General features: G+C 70.1%; 10 protein-coding genes and 1 pseudogene. 8 read left to right on the top strand and 3 right to left on the bottom strand.

Features of this window, described 5'->3' with window-relative positions; translation table 11 throughout:
• Positions 1 to 120 precede the first annotated feature (120 nt).
• The 3 genes and pseudogenes from A8713_RS14765 (at position 121) to A8713_RS14755 (ending at position 3,133) form a co-directional block, all read left to right on the top strand.
• A pseudogene (locus tag A8713_RS14765) lies at positions 121 to 1,352 on the top strand (hypothetical protein).
• A gap of 106 nt (positions 1,353 to 1,458) precedes the next feature.
• Positions 1,459 to 2,781 (top strand): UDP-glucose dehydrogenase family protein, encoded by a 1,323-nt coding sequence (locus tag A8713_RS14760; protein ID WP_064533928.1) that lies wholly within the window; start codon positions 1,459 to 1,461, stop codon positions 2,779 to 2,781.
• A 25-nt stretch (positions 2,782 to 2,806) separates the two neighbouring features.
• Positions 2,807 to 3,133, top strand: a complete 327-nt coding sequence (locus A8713_RS14755; protein WP_064533927.1) for a MazG-like family protein — start codon at positions 2,807 to 2,809, stop codon at positions 3,131 to 3,133.
• Between the two features lie 68 nt (positions 3,134 to 3,201).
• Here the strand turns inward: A8713_RS14755 and A8713_RS33570 are convergent, their stop codons facing one another.
• Positions 3,202 to 3,375 (bottom strand): hypothetical protein, encoded by a 174-nt coding sequence (locus A8713_RS33570; RefSeq protein ID WP_159393098.1) that lies wholly within the window; start codon positions 3,373 to 3,375, stop codon positions 3,202 to 3,204.
• A gap of 1,294 nt (positions 3,376 to 4,669) precedes the next feature.
• Here A8713_RS33570 and A8713_RS14750 point away from each other — a divergent pair.
• Positions 4,670 to 5,074, top strand: a complete 405-nt coding sequence (locus tag A8713_RS14750) for a hypothetical protein (RefSeq protein WP_064533926.1) — start codon at positions 4,670 to 4,672, stop codon at positions 5,072 to 5,074.
• Positions 5,075 to 5,150: 76 nt separating this feature from the next.
• A complete protein-coding gene (locus A8713_RS14745; RefSeq protein WP_159393097.1) occupies positions 5,151 to 7,040 on the top strand; it encodes a hypothetical protein in 1,890 nt (629 codons plus the stop codon).
• 13 nt (positions 7,041 to 7,053) lie between these two features.
• On the opposite strand, the gene A8713_RS14740 is transcribed toward A8713_RS14745, so the two are convergent.
• Positions 7,054 to 8,331, bottom strand: a complete 1,278-nt coding sequence (locus A8713_RS14740; protein WP_064533924.1) for a serine/threonine-protein kinase — start codon at positions 8,329 to 8,331, stop codon at positions 7,054 to 7,056.
• Positions 8,332 to 8,356: 25 nt separating this feature from the next.
• Positions 8,357 to 10,339, bottom strand: a complete 1,983-nt coding sequence (locus A8713_RS14735; protein WP_064533923.1) for an HsdM family class I SAM-dependent methyltransferase — start codon at positions 10,337 to 10,339, stop codon at positions 8,357 to 8,359.
• A gap of 196 nt (positions 10,340 to 10,535) precedes the next feature.
• Here A8713_RS14735 and A8713_RS14730 point away from each other — a divergent pair, with 196 nt between their 5' ends.
• From A8713_RS14730 to A8713_RS14720, 3 genes are read left to right on the top strand one after another with little or no spacing between them, the layout of a single operon-like run.
• On the top strand, positions 10,536 to 12,206 hold the full coding sequence (locus tag A8713_RS14730; protein ID WP_064533922.1) for a PD-(D/E)XK nuclease family protein: 1,671 nt from the start codon (positions 10,536 to 10,538) through the stop codon (positions 12,204 to 12,206).
• 1 nt (position 12,207) lies between these two features.
• Positions 12,208 to 13,404 (top strand): restriction endonuclease-related protein, encoded by a 1,197-nt coding sequence (locus tag A8713_RS14725; protein ID WP_064533921.1) that lies wholly within the window; start codon positions 12,208 to 12,210, stop codon positions 13,402 to 13,404.
• Positions 13,404 to 16,946: a hypothetical protein gene (locus A8713_RS14720; protein WP_064533920.1), complete on the top strand. Its 3,543-nt coding sequence runs from the start codon at positions 13,404 to 13,406 to the stop codon at positions 16,944 to 16,946. The genes A8713_RS14725 and A8713_RS14720 overlap by 1 nt, the downstream gene beginning before the upstream one ends.
• The last annotated feature ends 8 nt before the right edge of the window (positions 16,947 to 16,954 follow it).

Raw genomic sequence — 16,954 nt, 5'->3', positions numbered from 1 at the left:
GCGGCGCAGGAAACCGCCCCACGCCCGTACAGCCCTGTGGCTTCGGCTGCCGGGGGCGTGGCGGCTCGTACCTCTCGCACGGTCCCGGAACATCCACGCGTGATTCCCCAGGGAGGGTTCGTGGACATCCCGTATATCGTCGTCGACCAGCTCGACCCCGACCAGCAGCAGATCTGGAAGACCTACTTCGGTGACGCCGACCGCCCCCGCTACATCGAGGAGGGCATCTGGCGTCGCACTCAGGAGAAGGCCACCGCCGGCCAGTCCGGCTGGTCGGACTCCGGGGACGCCAGGCGGCGGATCATCCACTACCGGTACCGGTACGGCCTGGTGCCGACGACCGCCGCCCCGGCGATCGGCCTGACCGACCTGTACCTTTACCACTCCGCGTCCGCCCCGTCCGGGGAGATCACCGCCCACCACGACGCCCTGCGGGCCTCGCTCGCCGTCGGCGGATGGAAGACGGCGCCGGGCGGAGCCTTCTGGACGCGCCGGGACCTGACGTGCCGGATCACCGAGCACGACGTCCACCCGCAGGACGCCGCCGCCGGACGTGCGCTCCCAGGCGGCTACCGGACGCTCGACGTACGGATCACCTCCGCCGCGTACGCGCCCCCGCCCTCGGTCCGGCAGCTCCCGTGGAGCGTGCTGTCCACCGGGATCAGGGCCAAGGACCGCCCGGGGACGGCCACTCGGATACCGGACCTGTCCGTACTCGCGGACCTGCGACCGTTCCAGGTGGAGATCGGCTGCGGCACGTCGGTCGAGGCCGGCATCCCGCCCCTGCACCGGCTCCACGAGATCTACCGGGTCACCGACCGGCAGGGCCACGAGCCGGGCGAGCACCGCTTCACCCTCTCCCCGACCGCGGACACCCTGCTGCACGAGGTGCTGACCGAGCCGGAGGAGAAGGCGGCGGAGTTCGTGGAGATGTTCCGCGCCTGCTTCCTGGCCGAGCCGACTCCGGCCCTGTGGGCGCTGAGGGAACTGAAGGACGCAGGTCACCTCGTCGGGCCGGTCATCACCAACAACTTCGACGTCCTGGCCGCCCGCGCCGGGCTCGACGAGTGCTTCATGCGCCGGTACGACCAGGCCGTGCCCGACGTCGAGTGGGTCGACGGCGCCAAGGCCCTCCTGGTGGTCGGCCTGCACGCCGACCGGCGCAGGGTCCAGGCCCGTGCCCGCGAGCGCGGAATGAAGGTCGTCTACCTGGACCCGGAGGGTTTCTGGCACGACGGCGCCTTCCTGCCGTACCCGCTGGAGGGCCCCAGGACGGTGACCTGGTGTGCCGGGCGACCGCCGCCGAGGCGCTGCCCGCGCTCGTCAACCTCCTGAAGCGACCGACCGGTTGATTCACCTGCACGAAGAGGGCCGCGCCGGGTGCGGGCGCTAGCGTGACGCACCCGGCCGGCCCGGACTCCCCGGGCGGGCGAGAACAGGGAAAGGAGCGTCGGCCCCATGCGCGTATCCGTCATCGGCTGCGGCCACCTGGGCATCCCGCACGCCGCTGCCATGGCCGAGATCGGCCACGAGGTCATCGGCGTGGACCTGGACCAGGCGAGGATCGACCGTCTCAACGCCGGCGAGAGCCCCATCTACGAGGAGGGACTGCCCGATCTGCTCGCCGCCCACACCGCTTCCGGGCGGCTGCGCTTCACTACCAGCCTGGCCGAGGCCGCCGAGTTCGCCGACGTCCACTTCCTCGCCGTGGGCACCCCGATCGACGCCGACGGACGGAGCTACGACACCGGCCAGGTCTTCGGCGCCGCCCGCGCACTCGCCCCGCACCTGACCCGTCCGACCGTCATCATCGGCAAGTCCACGGTCACCGTCGGCACCACCCGCGACCTCGCCGCCCTCCTCGCCCGGCTCTCCCCGGCGGGCGAAGAGGTGGAGGTCGTCTGGAACCCCGAGTTCCTGCGCGAGGGCCACGCCATCGACGACACCTTGCGGCCCGACCGGATCGTCGTCGGCGTCCCCTCGCCCCGCGCCGAGGACGCCGTACGCGAGGTCTACGCGCCGCTCCTGGCCAACGGCATCCCTCTGTTCGTCACCGACCCCGCCACGGCCGAACTCATCAAAGGCGCCGCCAACGCCTACCTCGGCATGAAGATCTCCTTCATCAACGGCGTCGCCGACATGTGCGCCGCGGCCGGAGCCGACGTCCAGCAGCTCACCGAGGCCATCGGCCTCGACCCGCGCATCGGCCGCGGCGGCCTGAACGCCGGGCCCGGTTACGGTGGCGGCTGCCTCCCCAAGGACGTCCGTGCCTTCACCGCCTCCGCCCGAACCCTCGGCGCCACCGAGGCCGCGACCCTCCTGCGGGCCGCCGAAGAGGTCAACGAGTCCCGGCCCACCGCCGCCCTGAAGCTCATCGAGCAGACCCTCGGGCGACCGGTCGACGGCGTTCGAGTCACCGTCTGGGGCGCCTCCTTCAAGGCCGGCACCGACGATGTCCGCGAGTCCCCCGCCCTGGCGGTGGCCGCACTGATGCACCAGCGCGGCGCCACCGTCACCGTCCACGACCCCCACGCCGTCCACACCGCGCTGCGCCGCAACCCTGAACTCGACTACGTCGACACCCTCGAAGACTCCGTCCGGAACGCCGAGCTGATCGTCCTGGCCACCGAGTGGCCCCACTTCCGCGAGGCCGACCCCAAGGCCCTCGCCCCCCTGGCCGCGGACCCGGTCCTCGTCGACCTCCGCAACCTCATCGACGCCGACGCCTGGCGCATGGCCGGATGGACCGTACGCCAGCTCGGGCGCCCCGCCCAGGAATAACAGCCCTAGCAACTGGAGGTCCACCGTGGACACCCTGTGGGACGACATCGAGAAGCTCTCCGCCGTCTGCCGAGCGGCTGGCGCCCACCTGCCTGACGAGGAGCTCAAGAGCCTCCAGGTCGGCAAGGTCGCCGAGGAGGCCGGCGAGGCCATGCACGCCCTCCACGGCCTGAAGGGCCTCACCACCTGCGGCGACGACCACGCGTGGCCCGAGGTCCAGAACGACCTCGTCGGCGCCGTCGTCGCCGCCCTCCTGGCCATGCACTACATCGACCCCACGGGCGCCCGCGCCACCTTCGAGGAGATCTTCCACCGGCGGACGCGCAGGGGGCGGGAGGCGGCTGTGGCCTGACTTCTCGTGCACGTCGACCAGTGACCAATCCTTCGTAGGGCTTGGTCACCGGTCGACGTGCACTCAGATCATGCAGCAGCGGTATTACCGTTGCGCAGTTCGAACAGGCCGGCGATCACGTTGCCGACTTTCTCTCCGCTGCGGAGTCGGTTGCGAGTGGTGATTCTGCCGATGCGGATCTCCAGAATGTTGGTGGTGATGCCATGGTCCCGCAGCGATGCGACGACATGCGGGTGATGCACTCCAACGACGGCCGCCCATCCAAGAACCTCTTCCCGTCCCGTGCAGCCGGATCTGGCTCAGGCACTCGCCAATTTCCAAGCCGTTTCGCGACCGCAGCCCGGCAATGTGGCCAGAGCGAGGTGTATCACGGATGCCCTCACGCTGGGTTCGGTCTATCGCTTGCTGCTCTGTCGGCGGGCCGACCTGTTGGTGGCCCTGCTGGGCGACCGTCGATCCAATTCGAGGCCGAGCCTTTCCTGCTGGGTGATACCTGCTGCGGTCGCGGGCCTCGTATGACGACGAGGCATGTTCGCGGGTGACGGTTTCCCGGCCATGGGCACGGGAGTGGGCTTGAAGGGAAGGAAACGATAGATCGCGGTGGCTTCGGCATTGTGGCTGAAGACGGACTGCATGGGATCCTGCCTTTGGGGAGTCCGCTGCGAGTGGTTGATAACAGCCACCATCATTCAGTCCCCTTCCTGTGTCGGAGGGGCCGAGCAGTTGAAAGCCACAGCCCTGGGGCCGACGACCGAAACGCTGCACTGTCGGGGCCGCCAACAGTGCAGACCTCGCCCCTTATGCAAGTCAACACCTTCTACCGATATAAAGAATTCCTCCCATGTTTGCCTGCTTATCCGGAGCACCCATTTTTCAAATCAAGATCACGTTGAAACACAAAAGCCCCTCCTCGCCCCAATGGGAATCTGGTAATTCATCCAGGCGAGCGGACATTGCCTGCCTACTTCGTCACGGAAAAAAGCGATGGCAGCCCTCGCCTCTTCGGGCAATGGTGCAATCGGACGCAGAGGTTTCTCGCAGCGAGAGTTGTCGATCCAGCCACCGTTCACCACGATCACGTCCGAAGACGGCACCGGTAACGGCCCATCGAATGGGTGCCGAACCAAGTGGACCCGGCTTCCGCATGGCTGCGAGCACACCGAGGCTTCTCGCGGCACACAGAGGCTGGCTTGCACTATGCGTGTTCACGTGATTACAGTCCCGCCCGAGCGACCCGCTCGGTGTCCGACACCATGGCGGCACAGCCCGCTCGGTCCTCAGGTTCCGAGCCGCTGTGTCGTCTTGCCGCGCTCCTCGAGAATGAGGCTGCTCACCGCCTCCTCTCCAGGGCCGGATGGTGTGCGGTCCGCGCGGCACCAGAGGTCTGTGGATTTCTTTTCCGCCCCAGACTGACACGGGTGGAGGTCGGTGGTCGGGTACGCCCGCGTTCTCTCGCTCTGTCCGACACACCCGTGGTCGGGCAAGCCAGGCGCCAACGCCGATGAGACATCGGCCGACCCAGCGGAGCGCGGTCCCGTGACAGAGACGACCAACACCTTCTTCATCCCCCTCGACCAGGCACAGGTCAGCCTCGTGACCGCCGTGTTGCACCGGGCGGCCCGGGACTGCCGGGCCGTGGACGTGCCCGGCATCCCGACGGACGACCGCTCGGTGGTCACCCTCGGTCGTATGGCGGCGCGGTGGGCGGCCATCTCGGAGCGCGAGGAACACTGCGATGTCGTCAACGTCCACGGCGAACGGTTGTACAGCGTCTCGCTCACCCTGGAGGAGTGGTACCAGGTGCGGGCAGCCCTCAGCGAATACGCCGCACGTCTCACGCGCACCGCGGGCGACCCGCCGTCTCCGCACGAGAACCGCAGGCAGGCGACGCGGGCGCTGCTCCTCGTAGACCGCATCAAGGAGGTCATCACCAGTGGTTGACGACCTTGCGGACCTGAGCGGACCGGCGGAGGAAGCGGCCCTGGGGTGGGAACCCGCCCCCTGGACACTGCCCCGCATGTCGGCAGTCGACAAACTCGCCGAGGCCTTGCGCGGGAACGGGCTCACGGAGGGCGGGGTGCGGGCGATGGCACGGGCAGCCGTGCGTCCGGACGACATGCGGCGAAGACTCGCGGACCCCGCCGAGCTGAGGGTCCAGGGCGGCACCCTGTTGATCGCGGAGACGCGACTGTGGTCGGCGACCGTAGTGCCTCACCCCGCCAACCCCCGGGAGTACGGACACCGCCAGTACGCGCTGGGGGCGGCGGGGACGCAGCGACCGCTGCTGATCGAACCACGATCGGCCCCTTACGGCACAGCCGAGCTGGAGATGCGTGCCGAGACGCCTTCCAGGGTCGCCCAACGCTTGGAGGACGCGAAGAGCCGACTGGTCAGGGACAACCCCCTGGCCCAGGACATCGCCGTCGAGGGCGTCCTCCAGCCGCTGACCGTGGTTCCCCTGACGGCGGTGCACGAGAACGGACATCCTGACTGCGCGCTGCTCATCGCGGCCGATGGATCGAGCCGGATCAGCGCGGTTCACGAACTCCTCGGTTACGAGCCGTCGAGGATCGCGTACGAGTGGGGCGCTGATGACCGGAAGCTTCGTGGTGAGATCAGCCGCTGGGTCCGGCTGGTGCGGAAGCAGGGTTGGCCGGGACTGACCGAGGACGAGCGGTGCAAGGTCCGCACACTCAGCGTACCCGCACGCGTAGTCATCGGGTTTCGGCCCAACGCCCAGGCGGGCCAGGCGTTCCACACGGCGGTGCGTAACTTCATCGGCCTCACCCACATCCGTCCGCCGCGCCCCTACGGACCGGCCGTGGAGAACGAGGCGAAGGCGGATGCCGTCCTCGACAGTCTCGCCGAGTCCGGACGTTCCACCATGGCTCACATTACGGAGGCGGAGAAGCACTGGTTCTCCGGAACCATCTCCCCGGAGGACGTGGAGGCCGCCGGGCTGAGCGGCGAACTGGACATCCGTGCGGGAGAGATCGTCCGCTCACTGTTGGGTGGCGGGGTCAGGACCACGCGGCGGGTCAACGAGGGCATCCGGTCCCTCACCGCGAAGCAACGGCCGAAGCGGGAAGAGCGCGTCGACGTCGCTGTGGAGCTGATCCTGCGACCGGTGCGCACGGGGCTGAGCGACGACGTCAAGTTCGTCCGTCCACGTCGCGCGGTGCTCCAGCGCGCCTACCGACTGCCGGAGATCGAGGACCTGTCGGCCGATGTGCAGTGGGAGGGGGCAGGGGCGGACGGCCGCGCTCTGAAGGAGCTGCGCGACGCGGCCCTGGCGGAAGCGGACCAGGGCCTGGGCGACAGCGGCAGGCTCGGCCCCGCGCAGACCGAACTCGCCGTGAAGGCCGCTTACCACATGGCGATGGCCGAGCCGATGGCCCTGCAGCGCGAGGTCTTCGGAGGCGGCGAGGACGAGGACGACCGGGTTGCCGCGACGGTGCTGCGGGCCATGCTGTCACGGCGGCGCGGCATCCTCCAGGCGTACGAGGTCGTCCGGGCGGGGCGGGCGGGCGAAGACCTCCGCGAGGTCGACGAGGGCGGCAATCCCCTGGTCACGGCCGAGGGCCGGCCCCGGATCCTCACGGATGCTCTGGTGCGCCACACGTACAGCGGCGGGCCGGTTCCGCTCGAAGACTCTCGGGTGGGCGGCAAAGCCGCCTCCGTGAGCTGGGCGTGCGTGCGGGAGAGCGTCGACAGGCTGCGCAGGGACGTGGACGGGATGGCGGGCGTGCCAGTGGAGGAGGGCGGGCCGAGCTTCGTCGCCCAAGAGGGCTGGGACCCTACTCAGGTGAAAGAGGTACGGGAAGCTCTCGACCGCGTCAGCCGCAGGATCGCGGGATGGGCGGACCGGGCCGAGGAGCGGGCCGAGACCGTGGCGGCGGAGTCGTGACCGCCCGGTCCCGTCAGCCGCATCGGACGATTCCCTCCTCCGCCCGGGTGACGTACATCTCCAGTCCGTCCACACCGACGGTGTCCTGCCGGATCGCCGTGTAGATGTCCCGGGCCGCCTCGCGATCGGACTGGACGAGCAGGGAATCCGCCAGATCGAAGCGGAGGTCCAGCACTTCGTGGGCGCGCAGGCCGTACTGCTCCGCCAAGTCCGGCAGGCGCTCCCTGAGCAGGTTGACCGCCTTCGCCGGCTCCGTCCCGAGCAGGCGTCGCACCTCGTGGTGGAGGTCCTTGGCGTCGGCCCTCGGCCGGTACGTGCGGGAAACGATGCCGGGCAGCTCCACCCGAGGGCCGGTCAGCGGTACGTCCTCGGGTGCGAACGGCAGGCGGAAGGGACGGGTGGGGTCCGGGAAGACGTAGTCGTCCGGCGGGTCGTCACCGTTGGCGGGCAGGTAGACACGGAGGATCTTGTTGACCTCGTCCGCGCTGGCGGGGCGGTCCGCCGGCTCCTTGGCGAGCAGCCGGTCGACGAGGTCCAGTACCGCCCCGGGCAGCCCCTCGCGCAGCCCGCCCAGCGCGTCAGGGATGACGGTGGTGTGCATGTGGCGGAGCGCGAACTCGTCGTCCTGAAGAAAAACCGGGCGGCCCGCGAGCATCTCGTACAGCAGGCAGCCCAAGGCGTAGAGATCGGACTTTCCGGTGACTTGTCTTCCCTCGTACTGCTCGGGCGACATGTATCCAGGACTTCCCGGATTCCTTCCTGTCCTGGTGAGTCTGGTGTCGACAGCGGCGCCTTCCACTCGGGCGATGCCGAAGTCCAAGACCTTGGTGTGGCCCTGTTCGGAGACCATCACGTTGGAGGGCTTCAGGTCGCGGTGCACGATGCCCGCGCGATGGGCCGCCGCGAGGACGGCGCAGATGGGCACGATGATGCTGGCTGCCACGGAGAGTTCGAGCGGCCCGCACTCCTCCATCAGTTCGTCCAGGGTCGAGCCTTGGACAAGTTCCATGACGAGGTAGGAGTGTGGGAGTTCCTCTCCGACGTCGTAGACCGACGCCACCCCGGTGTTCGTGAACCGTGCCGCCACCCCGGCCTCCTGCTGGAAGCGCTTCAGCATCTCGTCCCGGTCCTGGAAGGTCAGGGCGGCGGCGGGGTTCGCGAACTTCACCGCGACCACGCGACTGAGCCTCACGTCGTACGCCCGCCAGACCATCCCCATGCCACCGGCGCGCAGGGGCCCGTCGAGCCGGTAACGGGAGCTCAGGACGTGACCCTGCCGAATCTCAAACATGCCGTCGGCCTCTTCCCACGGTGCCTCAGCCCCGCCTGTCGTCGTCGATCGGGTCTGCCAGCCCGGCGGCCAGCGCGTCCGCCAGGCGGCGGGCGACGCGGCGACCGTGCTCGGCTGCCTCGTCCAGAAGTTCGTCGAGCCGCGCGATGTCCCGGAAGGCCCGCCCGATCCGTTGCTGCTGGGCCGGTTCCCGGACCGGGAGGAAGACACGTCCCGGATCAAGGCGGCTCGGCCGCCCGGTGGTCCCCGTCGAGCTTCCGGAGCGCCCGACCCCGGGTCCCCCGGTCAGTGCTCCAGCCAGGAACCAGGAGTCCAGCAAATCCCGTTCGGGACGCAGGACGGTGATGCTCTGGCCGGCCGCGGCACCGTACTCCTGCGGATCCGCAGGACGCGCGCCCTGCGGTGAGCCGGCGAACACCAGGACGTCCCCCTCGCGGATGCGCTCGGTCTCGGTGGCGTACGTCCAGCGGCCCGGCGGCGTGCGGGGCTGCCCGTCGATCAGGCTGAGAAGCGGGACCCGCGCTTCCACCCCGTCGGGCGCTTCCCTGGCGGAGGAGCCGCGCCACATCCGCAGGGCACCGGAACGGGTGAGGTCCTCCAGCGAGACCAGCACCTGCGGGTCGGCCGCCGGCACCTCCCTCACCGTGGGGAGGACGTCCGTCAACCCGGCCAGCGTCCGGCGCCAGCGGGTCCGGTCCTCCTCCAACTGTGTCGGATCGAAGGTCTCTCCGGGGTCCGTGCGGACGTGGCGCGCGGGGGTGATGTCGACTTCTTGGTCGAGGAGTTCGATGACGGGGACTGCGCTGGAGACGGCCGGGTCGAGCTCCGCTCCCGTCCGGAAGCGCCGCCACGCCTCGGTCACGGTGGTGTGTACGGCCTTCCAGTCCGTGCTGGCGGCACGGTTCTTCAGAGCCGCTTCGGCCAGCGGTTCGGCATCGACGAAGAGGACGTCGGGAGAGGACGGCTCGTTGCTCGGCTGGGTGATCCAGAGATGGGTTCCCAGGGAGTGGGTGGAGGCGGAGCCGGACGGCAGGGCCACGACCGCGCGCAGCGCCCCGCGTCGTACCAGCTCGGCCCGGATGCGGCGACCCGAGGGCCTGGCCGCTGCCGCTGCGGGCATCAGGAAGACCGCGCTGCCGCCGCCATCCAGATGGGCCAAGGCGTGCTGGACCCAGGCGAGTTCGGGCTCTCCCTTCGGGGGTAGACCGTAGGTCCACCGGGTGTCGTACCCCAGCTTCGAGCGGCCCCAGTCCCGCTGGCCGAAAGGAAGGTTGCAGACGACGCTCCGCACCCGTGCGGCGTCGTGAGCGTTCTCCAGGAGGGAGTCACCCGTGGCCACGGTGACGTCGTGGTGCCCGTGGAGCCGCAGTCGCACATCCGCGACCTCGGCGAGATCGGGCTGGACCTCCTGACCGAGCAGGGAGACGGCGCCGTTCTCCGCTGCCTGGAGCAGCAGTCCGCCCGTCCCGCACGCGGGGTCCAGCACGAAGTCGGGAGCCGTGCCGTCCACGGAGCCGGACAGGGCGCACATCAGTGACGCCACCGGGGCGGGGGTCACCTCCACCTGGCGGGCGTGCGCCTCCGTCCAGCGGCTGAGCAGCGCTTCGAACGCCTCGGCCGCGCCGAGCCGATCCCCGAGCGCGTCGACATGGACGCCCAGGTCCATGGGCAGATCGCCGGTGTCCGCCTTCATCCGGCCTGAGTGCCGGGGCGGCTCCTCGCCGAGCAGGCGGAACCCGACCGCGGCAAGTATTCCGCCGGGCCGTCCCGGGTCCCGCAGGGCGTCCATGGCCCTCCACACTTCGTCGACCGGCGAAAGGTGCACCGGCCGACCGTGGGCTTCGAGCCAATCCACCACTTCCGGCAGGGAGAACTGCGGACTCGCCGCCGTACCGCCCACAGGAGTGGGAAACTCCGCGTACCTCCGGCGCCAGTTGCTCACCGCGGCCGGCCCGACCCCGGCGATACGGGCGATCTCGGTCGCGGTGACCGTGACTCCGTTCGTCATGGTGCTCCTCCTCACGGGACGCCTCCCGAGGATCATAACCCTCGGGATTGTTGATTCAAGTCACTCGAAAGAGTCTGTTGACTCCTTTCACAAGAAAATGTTCCCATGAGGCACCCGTCAAGGTCGATGCCATGGAGATCGCATGCCTGAGTGGACGCCACCCCGTGAGAGCACGTGGACCAGTGGACTGATCCGTGTGTTCGCGGGATCCTTCCTCCGCCCGAATGTCCATGGCAGTTGCCCCTACAAAGGGGCGCTGAAGGCCCGGACCGGGATCAGGCTGGCCCAGGGCCCGCTTCCCGCGTACAAGCCCGACCCTCGGGAGGGCTTCAACCTCGGGCCGCTCGGGGAGGCTCTTGACCTGATCGAGTACGAGGACGTCGACCCCGAGGAAGCCCTCTCCAGGGCCCTGGCAGCCACCCGAGAGCGGCCCCGGGCCGATCCGGGGCTCGCCTCTTGGACCCACTCCGCCCTCGACCGCTACCTGGAGAACAGCACCCCAGACTTGCGGCCGATCCCCTACTCCTGGGTGCTCGTCACCCGGCTCAAGAAAACCGACGGCCGCGGTGCCCGGCGCTATGAACAGTGCGTCTGGGGACGCCCGTACGCCTCGCCGGACGGCCGGGTGCGCGAACTGCGCGTACCGGTCGCCAGGGGATTGGGTGGACCGGGCCGAGAAGCCGCGGAGCGCGTCGGACACGCCGAACGGGCCGACCTCGCGGCGGCCGCGCAGGTCGTGGCCTTCGGCGAGCCGCACCGATTACCGGACCGCTTCCACTGGAGCGACGCGGCCCGACCCGTACGGGACGTCGGCGAAGCGGCCCTGCGAAAGCCCGAGGAGGTGAGGATCACCGAGGTGAGCTGCCTCGACGGGGAACGGCGCGAGGTACTCTCCGAAGGTCCCGAGGACGTGGCCCGGCGCTACGCCGTTCACAGCCTCCCGAGGCTGACCGCCGCCGTCTCCGCCGGCACCTTCCTCCCCGGCCATGACTGCGAGGATTGCAAATATGCGCCCAGTTGCCCCGCTCTGCCCCGCCTCGGCGGCCTCTTGGGCATCGAGGAGCGGAACCGGCCGCGCCGTACGTGGTCGATCACCAACGGGCGGTCTTACGTCGGCCGTCCGGACCGCGACGAGAGCTGCCCCGCCCGGGAGCGGCTGCGCCGGCTCCGGCTGCCGGACCCCGAAGCCCGCGCCCTCACCTCGCACGTCGTCCGCGGCCACGCCGTGCACACCTGGATCCAGCAGCACCACGAGGCCCACCCCGGAATCGCCTGCCGCTCCGACGACGCTCCCGACGGCCGGGCCCCTTGGTCGGCGGGACGCTGGACGGTCCCGCCGGACCAGGCGGACCTCGGCGCGCGGATGGTCGCCGCGCACGCCCGCCACTGCCCGTACCGGCTCTCCACCGTCAGCGAACTGGTCCACGAACGCACTCTCGTAGCGCACGACGCCGACGCCGACGTCGTGGTGCTCGCCAAAACCGACACGCTCTACCTCGACGGCTCCTCCTGGGTCTACCGGGAGACGAAGACGGACGCCCGGCGGGACCCTCCGCCGGAGACCGACGTCCTGCGCGAACGGCCGCAACTCGCGCTCGCCGTCCTGCTCAGCACCAGTCCGGTCGTCGGCGAGGACGTCTCCGCCGCGCGGGTGGAGCTGGAGGTCCTCGGACCGCGTGGCGCCCGGCTCACCGTCATCGACCCCTTCGACACCGAGATCCGCGCCTCGGCACGCCAGGTAGTGCGGTCCCTGACCTCCGACTGGCACGCGGACACCACCGCGGTCGCCCGCCCGGGCCCCCACTGCCGGACCTGCGAGATGTCCGTCTGGTGCCGCCCCGCCCTTCCCGACCCGACGAAAGGCTGAGATGAATCCCGACCGGACAGTTCGCACGGCCCGATGGTCGGAGACGGACGGCGTACTCCTGCTGCGGAGCGTCGCCACCGCCATGGTTCGCCTCAGCGAGGCCGGCGACCCGGGGACGGCGTCCGCCGTGCCGTACCCCGAGGAGGCGCAGCGGGCCCTGAACACCACGGTCCTCACCTGTCTGCTGCTCAAGGCACGCCCCCCGGAGAGCCTTCCCGAACTCGTCGAATGGGCGGCGTGCCGGTCGCTGGACCGCTGGCCCGTCACGCTGCCGCCGGACGTGTTGCCGCCGGAGGCCCGTCTCCTCGACGAGGACACCCGCCAGCCGACCCAGATCTGCTACGAATGGGCCGTGGACGCGGAGGACTCCGCGGCCCGGTACTCCGGGCAACACCACATGAGCGTCGTGGCCCAGCGCTGCCGTGAGGAGAAGTACCCGGAGGCGTATCGGGCCTTCCGCCTCCTGCTGGTGCGGCGCCCCGTACTGACCCACCGCGAACTGGCCACCCTCCCCGCGGCGGCGGGCAGCGACCTGGGGTCGCTCGGCGACCTGCTGTACGACGTTTACCAGCCGGCACCGGCCGGCTACCTCGACCGGGAACGACGCAGCTACGTCTCCTGCAAGCGCTGTCACGGCCTGCTGCACCCCACGACCGGGGGCGGACTGTGGTGCGAGCAGCGGCGATGCCACGAGGTCGGCACCGTCCGACGCGGGCGCGAGTACCGGGCCGACGAAGGCGGCGGAGTCCAGCTGCTGATCAGGCCATTGCGCCAGTGGGTGTCGACGCCCGGCCTGATGGAGAAGCGGCTGGCCGACCAACTGACGGAAATCGGGGCGGAGGTCGAACTGTGGCCCGGCTTCGGTGAGTACGGCATGCGCGTGCGGTTTCCCAGCGGCCCGACTCTGGCTGTCGACTGCAAGGACTGGACGAGCCCGGCACTGCTGGGACGCCGGGCCGCCCCGCCGCCGCCCGACCCTCCGTACGACCGCTGCCTGTGGGTGATACCGGCCGGCAGGCTCCGCGATCACCCCGGCTTCCGGGCGGTCTTCGAGCGCTACCGGCCGTCCGCGTCGCCGGAACTCGTGACCGACCGGGAACTGCTCCGCACCGCGCGGCGACTCGTGGCCGCCGGTCGCCCGTACGAGGACATCGACCCGGCCGCGCCCGGGGAAGCACCACCGGAGGGACTGTTCTGATGCGTGACCGCAGCTTCTGGTTCGCCGAGCTCTCCCCCTGCGTCCGCGCCGCCTGGCCCAAGGACCGCGGCCCGATCCGAGCGACCCGCCTCTTCCGTGTGGAGCTGGGGCTCTACCTGCTGGAACGCCTCTGCCCCGGCGAGCCGGCCCGCGCCGCGTGGACGGTCCTCGGAGGTTATCCCTTCGCCTTGGTCGGGGACCGGACACCGGAGCGGGAGAGGATGCTCCGGGTCGCACGGCACCTGCTGTGGATGCTCCGGCGCCCCCGCACCTGGGAACGCGCGCTGCGGCAGTACGCGTCCCTCCCCGCCGAGGTGCGCGGCTACCTGATCAGCGACCACGACGCGCCTGCCCAACGGCACGAACCGGCCATCGCCTCCGATCGCTGGAAAGCGTACGAACGAGCCCTCACCAACGCTCCCCCCTTCCATCTGAGGCAGCGACTGAAAATCGCCGGGCTTGGAAGGTCCTACCGCTTCCCGCAGGGCAAGCTCCTCACCTCCGTCCGGCTGCCCGAACACCTCCCGGTCGGTGTCGCCCGGCCGCACGGCCTCCTGCGCCCTCCCGGCGTGGGGCTTCCGATCGAGACGACCTGGGACGAGCTGCTGGCGACCGCCGCGTGGATGGACGACCGGCTGGGGATCACCGACCCACGCAAGACCTGGCACAACCGAGTGCAGCGAGTCGAACTGGACATGCTCGATTCCGAAGGAACGACCTACCGGCCGAGCCGGAAGCTGTCCGTCGCCGGCCTCTTCCACCTGGTGGGCATGGTCGGTGCAGGCAAGAGCACGCTGCGGGACGTGCTCACCGTCCAAGCCGTCCGGCAAGGACGGAAGGTGACCATCGTCGTGGGGGACGTCGCCGAACAGCTGACGCTGGTGGCCCTCTTCGGCGCGCTGGAACTGAAGGTCGCCCCTGTGCTGGGGTCCTCCACCCGGGCCCGGAACACTCAGCGCATGCACCGCAGGCTCGCGGGCGCCGGCGCGACGTCCCTGCTCGGCCACGAGGCCAGGCACTTCACCTATCTGAGCACCGCCTGCCCGCTCGACGCACTGCGTGGTATCGAGGCACACCAGCCCCTCGACATCCTCGAATCGCCCTGCACCCGCCTGTACCCGGCGGACCCGCGAACGGCCGTGCCGGAGCCGACCGGGCCGACCGACGACGGGCCCGGCGAGACGGGCACCGGCCAGCCGGACACCGGGCACGGCTGCCCCCTGTGGTCAGGGTGCCCCCGACAACGCGGCGCCCACGACTTGGTCGACGCGGACATCTGGGTGGCCAACCCCGCCAGCCTCCTCTACGGACTGGTCCCCCGGCACCAGAACCGGGAGCGGGCCCGGTTCCTGGAGATCGCGTGCGTCCGGAGCGACCTGATCATCGTGGACGAGGCCGATCGAGTACAGATGCAGCTCGACTCGATGTTCGTGCCCTCCGCCACTCTCGTCGGACGATCCCCGGACTCCTGGCTCGACGAACTGCAGGCCCACACGACCGATGAGTTCGCCCGGAACGGGCGCCTGCAACTGTCGGACGCTGACGTGGACCGCTGGTCCTCCGCCCTGACCGCGTCGATCGCCGCCACCAACCGGCTGTACTCGATGCTGATGCGCCACCCCAGGCTTCGTGCCTGGGTGCAGGCCGACTACTTCAGCACTTGGACCCTGCAGCAGAAGCTGGTCGAGGACTGGTTCCGGGACCGTTCCGCCCTCAATGGCCAGAACGCCCAGGACGAGCCCGACGACGAGACGGATGACGAATTCGAGGAAGAACATTCCGAGGAGGACGACCCGGACGACCTCGATGCCCACGGCACCGGAGAGGACGAGGAGCCGGCGGACCCGGACGACGCACGCCGGGCCGCGGTCATGGAGGTGCTGGACGCCTTCCGAGACGAGCCCCTCGGGGGCGTCCATCCCGAGTCCTCCGAACTAGCCGAGCTGGTGGGCCTCGCCCACGACCTGCTGCACACCCTGGACGAAGACCGCACCCGTGCCAGAGCCGAAGCCGCGCTGCGGCGACTGTCCGGGATCACTCCCACCTCCGCGGACGAACTCCTCGACAAGACCATGCGGTTCGAGTTCACCCTGCTGCTCGGGGTGCTCCAGCAGCGCCTCGACGTCCTCACCGAGCTGTGGCCGACGGTGGAGGCCGCGCTCAACCTGGAATCGACGGACAACCAGCTGTCCCGCCGGCCTCCGCTCGACTACGGCCCCCTCGTCCCGGAGTCGCCGATGGGCAACATCCTCGGGTTCCAGTTCCTCACTGAGGAGCCGGACGTCGTACCGGGCTCCGGCAGCGCCGTGCTCCGCTTCTTCCGCTGCGCCGGAGTGGGACGGTCGCTACTGACCTCACTGCACGAGGTGCCCTCGCTCGACGGCGCCCCGCCGGCCAACGTCCTCCTGATGTCGGGGACCAGCTGGGCGGGCACCGCGGTGGGCGCCCACGTGCTGGCGCCGGTCAAAGCCATCCTGAAGTCCTCTCCCAAGGAACGCGGCGCGCTGCGCCGCACCTCCTTCCGGAAGATCTTCATCCCGGGGCCCGACGGGAAATCCCTCCACCTGTCCGGCATGCGGCCCGACCGCCGGCCCAAGGTCCTGGAGCTGATGCTCGAAGGCCTCGCCCGACCCCGGGGAGACCAGCTCCAGAGCGACTTCGAACAGGAGCTGAACCTGATCGGGAGCGCCAGGAGAAAGCGCCTGCTGGTGCTCGTCGGTTCGTACGAGGAGGCCCGCCGGGGCTTCCAGCTCCTCGACACCATCCCCCGCTGGAAGGGAAAGGTGCGCCGGCTGATCGCGGACGACGCGGAGCTGGAGATCTCCTTCGGCGGGGCCACGCCGGGAGACCCGTCCACGGTCACCGAGCCAGGGACGCTGCGGCGCGGTGACGTCTCTTCCTTCGGCTCCATGGACGCCGAGATCCTCATCGCACCGCTCATGTCCGTGGAACGCGGGCACAACATCCTGAACGACTCTGGACAGGCGGCGATCGGTTCGGTCTTCTTCCTGGCCCGGCCCCACCCCCGCCCGCACGACATCGGTCTGGCGGTGCAGGGCATCAACAGCTGGGTGACCCGCTTGGTGGCCGACGGCGGATTCGACGAGTTGGTCTCCTCGGCCCCGGACCTCGACCGGGCCGGACGCGCCTTCCGCCGGGAGGCGCGCATCCGGTGGCGCCACCTGCTCACCCGGAAGATGGCCTGGCGGCACCTGAACGACGAGGACAAGGCCGCTTTCACCTGGGACCGGCTGGTCGTGATGTGGCAGGTGATCGGGCGGCTGGTTCGAGGTGGGGCCCCGGCCAGGGTCGTCTTCGTGGACTCCCGCTTCGCCGAGCGCGAGGCCGCCGGCCTGGGGCCCGACACCTTCCGCACCGGACTGCTCGCCAGCATGGTCCATGTCCTCGCCCCGTACTTCGACGACGACGGACCGCTCCCCCTCGACCAGCGGCAGCTGGTGCAGACCCTCTACGAGCCCCTCTACCTGGCACTCAAGAACATCCCCACCCACCGGCCGGACTCGCCGCGCCGCACGGCATGAGGAACCCC

It is taken from the genome of Streptomyces sp. SAT1 (genome assembly GCF_001654495.1).
GTDB classification, from domain to species: Bacteria; Actinomycetota; Actinomycetes; order Streptomycetales; family Streptomycetaceae; genus Streptomyces; species Streptomyces andamanensis.
The sequence above is the reverse complement of the archived record's forward strand: the minus strand, read 5'-3'. Positions and strand labels throughout refer to the sequence as shown.

Coding starts and splice junctions, on each gene's coding strand:
- A8713_RS14745 (WP_159393097.1), top strand. CDS start 5,151: ATGTCGGCAGTCGACAAACTCGCCGAGGCCTTGCGCGGGAACGGGCTC.
- A8713_RS14760 (WP_064533928.1), top strand. CDS start 1,459: ATGCGCGTATCCGTCATCGGCTGCGGCCACCTGGGCATCCCGCACGCC.
- A8713_RS14740 (WP_064533924.1), bottom strand. CDS start 8,331: ATGTTTGAGATTCGGCAGGGTCACGTCCTGAGCTCCCGTTACCGGCTC.
- A8713_RS14720 (WP_064533920.1), top strand. CDS start 13,404: ATGCGTGACCGCAGCTTCTGGTTCGCCGAGCTCTCCCCCTGCGTCCGC.
- A8713_RS14735 (WP_064533923.1), bottom strand. CDS start 10,339: ATGACGAACGGAGTCACGGTCACCGCGACCGAGATCGCCCGTATCGCC.
- A8713_RS14725 (WP_064533921.1), top strand. CDS start 12,208: ATGAATCCCGACCGGACAGTTCGCACGGCCCGATGGTCGGAGACGGAC.